A 7,013-nucleotide genomic window follows, 5' to 3' on the forward strand; every position below is an offset into this window, starting at 1 on the left:
GAAATGCTATTTCCTTATAGTCCCTCCATGGACGAAATTTTAGTAGCTTAAAAATGGTTAGGGGGGCTATTCAAATTTTTTATTCCGGGAATTGCTGGAAATTCTTCAGAAAGATTGCCTTTAATATTACAGGTGCAGTAAAATGTTTTCTTGTCGAAGGAGGCATTATGTTAACGCAATTTTTCTCTTACTTCATAGACCAGAAATACCTGTCAGAAGCACCGGATCGATTTAAGTACCAAAGTGGCTTTTTAAAAAAGCGGGAGGCGGAGCTTCTATCAACTACAACTACCCAGGGTGCTGACGATACCGCTCAGTATCATACGATGCCCTTGGATAAGGATGCCCAAGAGGAAAAGCTGGTCAAGAAAAGCTACACCTTTTGCACAGATACCGCTACGGAAGACATCAGAATGGCGCAAGAGCCGAACATGGTCGCTAACCTTTTAAGATTGATGGCAGTTGCAACCCCCCTCCTTTTTGTTACCAAAGTGATATTAAGAGGACTCCGCCTAGTTGTCCTTTTTGTAGGAGTTTTCTTTCACACCTTTGGAGAGGTTTATGCGAATAAAGAAAAGAAGAGGTTGCCCGAACTTTTTGTCGAAAGGTTTAGCTTTCACTTCTCAAAAAAGTTCAACAAGCTTTCAGATGTTTGGAAAGAGTTTAAGCGGGATGTATTATGTTTTATTCCAATGGAAGTTGCTGCGATAAAGGGGGCCTTTAGCCCGCCCCAAGAAGCTTTGAGGATGCAGTCCATCTTCACTAAAAAGGAATTTGAGTGGAATCTAAACGCGGATCCGCGGATGACTTTTGTGACAAAGTTTATCCAGTTCTCGGCAGAGACAGACCCACAGAAAAAGTTTCGAAAGTTCGATGGGATGAACTCAGCCTTTTACCTCTACCAGTGTCAGCTTCCCTTCACAGATGAGAAGAAAGAGAGGGTAGATCCGCAAGGAAAGACTTTCTCAACCTACGCAAAGCTTGTTGAACATTATAGTAAGCAGCCAAAGCTACTTAAAGAGCAAGTCGAGCAGCAAGAAAAAAAGAAGTAACTATAGATTTTCGTCTTTTTCGAGATAATCAAGGGTGGTGATTTGCCGCACATCAAGCTGCGACTCAGCGATCAGCACCTGCTTTCCCCCAACTTCGATCAGGTAGAGCATCGATTTGGGACTTAAGGGACGTTTTTCCAAAATCTTGACCGACTTGAGAACATTAAATGTCTTCAGCCTTCCGTGAGAAATCTTTTTAAACATCCAGATCGTTAAGATAATGAGGACGAGAAGGCCGACGAGAACCACAATGGTTTTGATGAAGGCCGCTTCGTAGGACTCCGTTGTCTCATGGACTGCGGGAGGCACAACCACCTTTTCTTCCACGGCGGGTGGGGGAGTTTCTGGAGCCTTCTCCTCAGCGAGGAGTGGGGTAAAGAGGAGGATCAAAAAAAGTTTCCAAAGCTTCATAATTTTATTGTGGGTAGAAAGGGGATTTTTGTCTATAATGATCTTTATGGATAAAGGAACGATAGCTCTCGATATTGACGGAACCATCACCGGTTCCGACCATCTGATCCCAGCCGAAGTGGCTGACTATTTTGAAACCCTCCACAGCGAAGGGTGGCAGTTTGTCTTTGTCACAGGACGCCCCCTCTCCTTTGCGATGATGGCTCTTCCTAAACTCTCCTTTCCCTATTTGCTCGGGGTTCAAAATGGGGCCGATCTTTTAGAGATGCCCTCTAAAAAGTCTGTCGATCGGGCCTATCTTGGCCTCGATATAGTCGAGATGGTTGATGGGCTTTATGAAGGATGTCCTGGTGACTTTTTGGTCTACTCGGGCTATGAAAAAGGGGACATTTGTTACTACCGTCCCGACCGTTTCCCTTCTGAGATGCAGGGGTATTTAGAAGAGATCCAAAAACTTTCTGGCTCTCCCTGGAAGCCAGTCACCGACTTTAACATCGAAGACCAGCAGACCTTTCCTGTGATTAAATGTATCGGCCCCTTGAAAATGCTTGAGGGGTTTTATCACAAGCTCCAGGAGCTTGAAGAGCTAAAGGCAACGCTCATTCGTGATCCAATCTCTGGAGTTTTCCACCTGATTTTGATCACCCACAAAGATGCCAACAAGGGAGCGGCACTAGCCACCTTTGTGAAGAAATATGGGTTAAAAAAGCCGGTGATTGCAGGAGGCGATGATAACAATGACATCCCTCTTCTAGAGCAAGGGGATGTCCGGATTGTGATGGAAGGGGCCCCAAATGGGATGGGAGAGCTTGCCCATATCATGGCCCCTCCTGCCTATGAAATGGGAATTATCGAAGGGATTCAGAAGGGGATGGAATGGTGGAAGAAAAACGGCAGCTAATCGACCTTGCCCTTCAGGCAGCGCGCCACTATGAAAGTCCCCAAACCGGACTCATCCATTTTTGCTATGAAGATGAAGGCTCGCGCGAAACCATCCCCCTCTTTGAAAATTTTTGCTTTTGCCTCGCCCTTTTGCGCACCTTTTCAAAAGATAATGTCGAAGAGGCCAAGGAGAGGTTAGAGCGCCTCCTAGCCTTCCAGCTTGAAGAGGGGAATTTCCCCACCTACCTCCACCAGTACCCGAATAGGGGATGGTCCCGCCACCCCTTTTTCCCCCTCCAACTGATTAGCAAACACTTCCCCTTTATCAAGGTCAATGCAGGCATTTCCCCACCCCGCCCGAAAGCGATCACCTCCTCTAAAGATGCTGCCCTCGAAGCGCTCCATCTTCAGCTAGAAGATCAGCCCCTCCAAACTCTTGCCCCTTATTGGGATCCCGACTACCACCTCTACGCTGGTCCCCTTGCCCAGGAAAAGCAGCGGGGCTCCCTTCCCGATCTCACCCTCTTCGATCTTTTTATGGCAAATGCGACCCGCACCTTTACCCCACGCATCTTAAAACTCCACCCCGTCCACCTGCAAGCCGCCCTTGTCTTTCCCACCGAAGAGGTCCACTGTGTGCCGACTAAAGGAGAGCGGACTGTGTGGCAAGAAGGGGACCACCTCCACACCCTTGTGTGTGATCAAAAGATTGAAGAAGGGCAGATCATCTATCCCGAAGAGATCCCCGATGAGAAAAAGCGGACAGAGCTAAGTTTTTATGTCGATCACCATCCCGATCTGGAGATCCGGATTAATGGAGAAAAAGGCACTGTGTTTAGACTGGGCGATCGGGTGACGATTCACACACCCACCCAGACCCAAACCCTTATTTTAGAAAAGGGGGAAGGGGAAGGAGCTTTTCTTGGCCACATTAGTCGAGGAAACCGCCCTTCTCAACTGCTCAAGAAGGACTTTATCGCCTATGATTGGAGAATCAGCCTCCGAACGCTGCGACGCAGCTCTAAGTTAACGCTTCTTCTTTCTCTTGCGCAAGTGTCGGACTGTCAACCGCCACACCCATCGCATGCATCCCATTGTCAACATACAGAGTCACCCCAGTAATCGCTGAGGCCTGAGGGGAAAGGAGGAAAGCCGCAGAATTGCCGATCTCTTCCGCTTTAAGGTCCTTTTGAAGGGGAGCGTTGTGGTGGGCATATTCGATCATCGCGCCGATAAAGCCGATAGCGCGCGCTGCCCGACTTCCCAAGGCTCCTGCAGAAATCGTATTGATCCGCAGTCCCCACTTTCTTCCCGCTTCCCAAGCAAGGGTGCGGGTATCACTTTCAAGAGCTGCTTTTGCGGAGCTCATGCCGCCCCCGTAACCAGGAACAGCTCGCTCGGAAGCGAGATAGGTAAGGTTAATCGCCGACCCATTTTCATTCATGATCGGGCCGAAATATTTGACCATGCTGACAAAGGAGTAAGCCGAAGCGCTGACCGCTGCAAGGTAGCCTTGCCGCGAGGTTTCTAAAAGGGGCTTTTTCACCTCAGGACCGTTGGCAAGAGAGTGGACGATGATATCGATTTTTCCAAAGTCTTTTTCCACTTGGGCAGCCACTTCAGAGACGGTGTAGCCCGAGTACTGCTTATACCGCTTGTTTTCCTTGATCTCTTCGGGGACCTCTTCAGGGGTATCGAAGCTCGCATCGATCGGGTAGAGCTTGAGGTAGTTCATCATCGAGCCGTCGGAAAGCTTCCGCGAAGCGTCGAATTTGCCCACTTCCCAAGATGTGGTAAAAATTTTTACAATTGGGGCCCAGGTGCCGATAATGATTTCACATCCTGCTTCCGCCAGCGCCTTTGCAATGGCCCAGCCATATCCCTGATCATCTCCAATTCCTGCTATAAAAGCTTTTTGACCTTTTAGACTCATCTGATTACCTCATGGTTAAGATGGAAATTTAACATATCAGGGGAAATTTGACAACAGGTTAGAGCATCTCTTGCAGGGCGTTTTCACAAAAAAGATTTGACCACTAACTTTCCCTATGAGGGATACCCCAATCCCTGCTTTCCCTGCCTACGTTCAAAATGTCCGATGGCACATGAATTTTTCGTAATTCATTGATAGTTAACATAAACAAAAAATAGGCATGGTTCAAAATAGGGTAACACTTTTTGGTCTTATGAAAGGTGCGTCGGGGGCGGGGCCCCCCGCTGCCCCCTTGAGCTTCAACCTGGCAAGCCAAATCGACCCTCCTCGGGGGGCCGTGCAAAGCACTGTTCCACCCTCGTGCGGGGCTCCGCCCCCGACGCACCTTTCATAAGACCAAAAAGTGTTACCCTATTTTGAACCATGCCCAAATATATAAAATCTTTTTTATGAAAACGCCCTGGCATCTCTTGGCGACACCCTCTAGCTCCGCTGCTTCCAACCCTCAGCGGTAAGGATCCGCCCGACGGGAATTAAGATCTTCACCTTCTTCACAGGGAGGGAAACAGAAGGTTCTGGAAGTTCTTCGACAGGGGTCACCTTCTTTCTAGGAGGGGCCTTTTTCTTCGGAGCCACTTTCTTTTTGGGAGCCACTTTCTTGCGGGTGACAACTTTTTTCTTCCGCGCAGGAGCGACCTTTTTCCGCGTGGTAGCGGTCTTCTTCTTTGTAGTTGCGGTTTTTTTGTGTTTAAAAATCTTTTTTAATGCTGCCATCATTATAATTTTTGGTTAATTTCAAACATAATACAATTTAACCATTTTAGTTGCAACTAAAATAATCCTTGCGACTCAGGAGGGAATGCGTTACAATAAGCCTTATGAAATACCTAAAAATGGATCCCTTTCAAAAGCACCTCGATGAGGCCCTTCCCGACCACCCCTCGCCGGTATACTTTGTTTGTATTGCCGACGCCGATGAGCGGCGGTTTGTGGCAGAGCGGATTGTAAAGAGTCTGGGTCTCCCCACCCAGTGGTGCGATGGGGAGACCTTTTCCCGGGAGCTCGAAACCCCCTCCCTTTTTGCCGAAAAGAGGGTCCTTATCTGCGACTCCTATGAAGGAAAACAGTTACACCTGTCGGACGATCTTATCCTGGTCCTGACGAGTAAAAGTCCTACAGCGCTCACCAAAAAACTTGAAAAAGAGGGGGTCACCCTCGATCTTTCAGGGGAAAAGCCGTGGGATCGGAAACCCCGTCTCCAGCGGTGGCTTTTAGAGATTGCCCATGCGGGAGGAAAAAAGCTCGACCCCGCTGCTGCCGCCTACCTTTTAGAGTTTTCCCCCGAGGCTTTTGCCCCCCTTGTGAGCGAGGTTGAAAAAGCGCTGGTCTACACCGGCGATGAAAAAGAGGTGACCCTCCAAGCTGTAAAGACGATCGCCACCCTTGACCCCAAGCAAAATGGGTGGCAGCTTTCCGAGGCGGCTGTCTGGGGCGGTCCTGCCCTTTTAGACGATACCGATCTCTACTCCCTTGTCGGGCAACTCCGTTACCAGCTTGCACTCGGCCTTCAGGTTGCGGAAGGGAAACCGGCGAAAGGCTCTCCCAAAAAGATCGATAAGATCCGGGCTAAGGGACTTCAAGCTTCCTTTTATCGGGAGGGGTTCCAAGACCTTTTTGAGCTCGAGATGAAGCTCCGCTCGAACATCTCCAACCAAGCGCTCCTTTTCGATCATTTCCGCGCTAAACTTGCAGCGAGGCGAGATGGATAACGGACTCTACTTACTTCCTAACTTTTTGGGGGAGGAGCTCGAACCACAAGCCTTTTTTCCCCGCGCTGTCGAGGAGGTGGTCCCCACTCTCGATGGGCTGATCGCTGAAAGTGAGAAGGGGGCACGCCGTTTTCTTAAACAGTTTCACCCCTCCTTCCGCGAGGTGCCGATCCTCCTTCTTAACGAACACACCGATACAATCGACACCCTCCTCGCCCCCCTCCAAAAAGGGGAGCGGTGGGGGCTTATTTCCGACGCAGGATTGCCCGTCCTTGCAGACCCAGGCGCCCGCCTGATCCGCCGCCTCCACTCCCTTAACATCCCCGTCCAGACCTTCCCGGGCCCTTCCTCTCTCATCTATGCCCTCCAGCTCTCTGGCCTTTCCGCCCAAAACTTCACCTTCCATGGCTATCCCCCCCGCGACCTCAAAGCGCTTAAGGAAAAACTTCGCACCCTTCCCAAAAATCAGACCCATCTCTTTATCGAAGCGCCCTACCGGACCGACAAATTTCTCCAAACGCTCATCGGGGGACTTCAAGATGAAACCGACCTTTCGGTTGCCTGGAACCTCACCCTCCCCACCCAAGGAGTCCGCACCGACAAGATCGCCAAGTGGAAGAAAAAAGGACTTTCCCTAGGAAAGGTTCCTGCTGTCTTTGTCATAGCCTCAGTACACGACAATTTTTTGAAGGTGAAGGGCAAGCGAGGCAAAACCAGATTTTCTTGAATGACGAATCCCATAGCCAAAGCGCTATGGGTGAGGAAAAAAGGACATCTGATAAAGCCGCAGCTGCGGCCTTGTTCGCTTTTTCGCACACTTTTTCCTGAACAACAAGCCCCTTATTTTTTTAAGTCTGCATACTTAGTTGGATGAAAGATGCGTCGGGGGCAAGCCCCCCGCTGCCCCCGACGTATCTTTCTTACATATACCACCGATAAATGTGCGAACTTTTTACCTGTAAAGGT

8 protein-coding genes are annotated in these 7,013 nt (G+C 49.5%); 5 read left to right on the forward strand and 3 right to left on the reverse strand.

Annotated features, from left to right (window positions below; genetic code table 11):
- Nucleotides 1-167 precede the first annotated feature (167 nt).
- On the forward strand, nucleotides 168-1,052 hold the full coding sequence (locus NEPTK9_RS08655) for a hypothetical protein (RefSeq protein ID WP_194848434.1): 885 nt from the start codon (nucleotides 168-170) through the stop codon (nucleotides 1,050-1,052).
- Here NEPTK9_RS08655 and NEPTK9_RS08660 read toward each other — a convergent pair whose 3' ends face one another.
- Complete coding sequence (locus NEPTK9_RS08660) at nucleotides 1,053-1,463, reverse strand: flagellar biosynthetic protein FliO (RefSeq protein ID WP_194848435.1); 411 nt, start codon at nucleotides 1,461-1,463, stop codon at nucleotides 1,053-1,055.
- Nucleotides 1,464-1,500: 37 nt separating this feature from the next.
- Between NEPTK9_RS08660 and NEPTK9_RS08665 the strand changes: the two genes are divergently transcribed.
- Together NEPTK9_RS08665 and NEPTK9_RS08670 are read left to right on the forward strand one after the other, a co-directional pair.
- Entirely contained in the window at nucleotides 1,501-2,364 is an 864-nt protein-coding gene (locus NEPTK9_RS08665; RefSeq protein WP_228547102.1) for an HAD family hydrolase, read from the forward strand.
- The gene (locus tag NEPTK9_RS08670; protein WP_194848437.1) at nucleotides 2,340-3,467 is read left to right on the forward strand and encodes a hypothetical protein; all 1,128 of its coding nucleotides are present in this window, start codon (nucleotides 2,340-2,342) and stop codon (nucleotides 3,465-3,467) included. Before NEPTK9_RS08665 ends, NEPTK9_RS08670 begins: the two co-directional genes overlap by 25 nt.
- Here NEPTK9_RS08670 and NEPTK9_RS08675 read toward each other — a convergent pair.
- Both NEPTK9_RS08675 and NEPTK9_RS08680 read right to left on the reverse strand, forming a co-directional pair.
- The gene (locus tag NEPTK9_RS08675) at nucleotides 3,367-4,278 is read right to left on the reverse strand and encodes an enoyl-[acyl-carrier-protein] reductase (protein ID WP_194848438.1); all 912 of its coding nucleotides are present in this window, start codon (nucleotides 4,276-4,278) and stop codon (nucleotides 3,367-3,369) included. The two genes, NEPTK9_RS08670 and NEPTK9_RS08675, sit on opposite strands and share 101 nt — an antisense overlap.
- A 483-nt stretch (nucleotides 4,279-4,761) precedes the next feature.
- Entirely contained in the window at nucleotides 4,762-5,055 is a 294-nt protein-coding gene (locus NEPTK9_RS08680; protein ID WP_228547101.1) for a hypothetical protein, read from the reverse strand.
- Between the two features lie 101 nt (nucleotides 5,056-5,156).
- On the opposite strand from NEPTK9_RS08680, the gene NEPTK9_RS08685 reads away from it, so the two are divergent.
- Together NEPTK9_RS08685 and NEPTK9_RS08690 are read left to right on the forward strand one after the other, a co-directional pair.
- Nucleotides 5,157-6,047, forward strand: a complete 891-nt coding sequence (locus NEPTK9_RS08685; RefSeq protein WP_194848440.1) for a DNA polymerase III subunit delta — start codon at nucleotides 5,157-5,159, stop codon at nucleotides 6,045-6,047.
- Nucleotides 6,040-6,774 carry an SAM-dependent methyltransferase gene (locus NEPTK9_RS08690; RefSeq protein WP_194848441.1) on the forward strand — a complete coding sequence of 245 codons (735 nt, stop codon included), beginning with the start codon at nucleotides 6,040-6,042 and terminating at the stop codon, nucleotides 6,772-6,774. Before NEPTK9_RS08685 ends, NEPTK9_RS08690 begins: the two co-directional genes overlap by 8 nt.
- Nucleotides 6,775-7,013 lie beyond the last annotated feature (239 nt).

It is taken from the genome of Candidatus Neptunochlamydia vexilliferae (genome assembly GCF_015356785.1).
In the GTDB taxonomy this organism is placed as follows: domain Bacteria; phylum Chlamydiota; class Chlamydiia; order Chlamydiales; family Simkaniaceae; genus Neptunichlamydia; species Neptunichlamydia vexilliferae.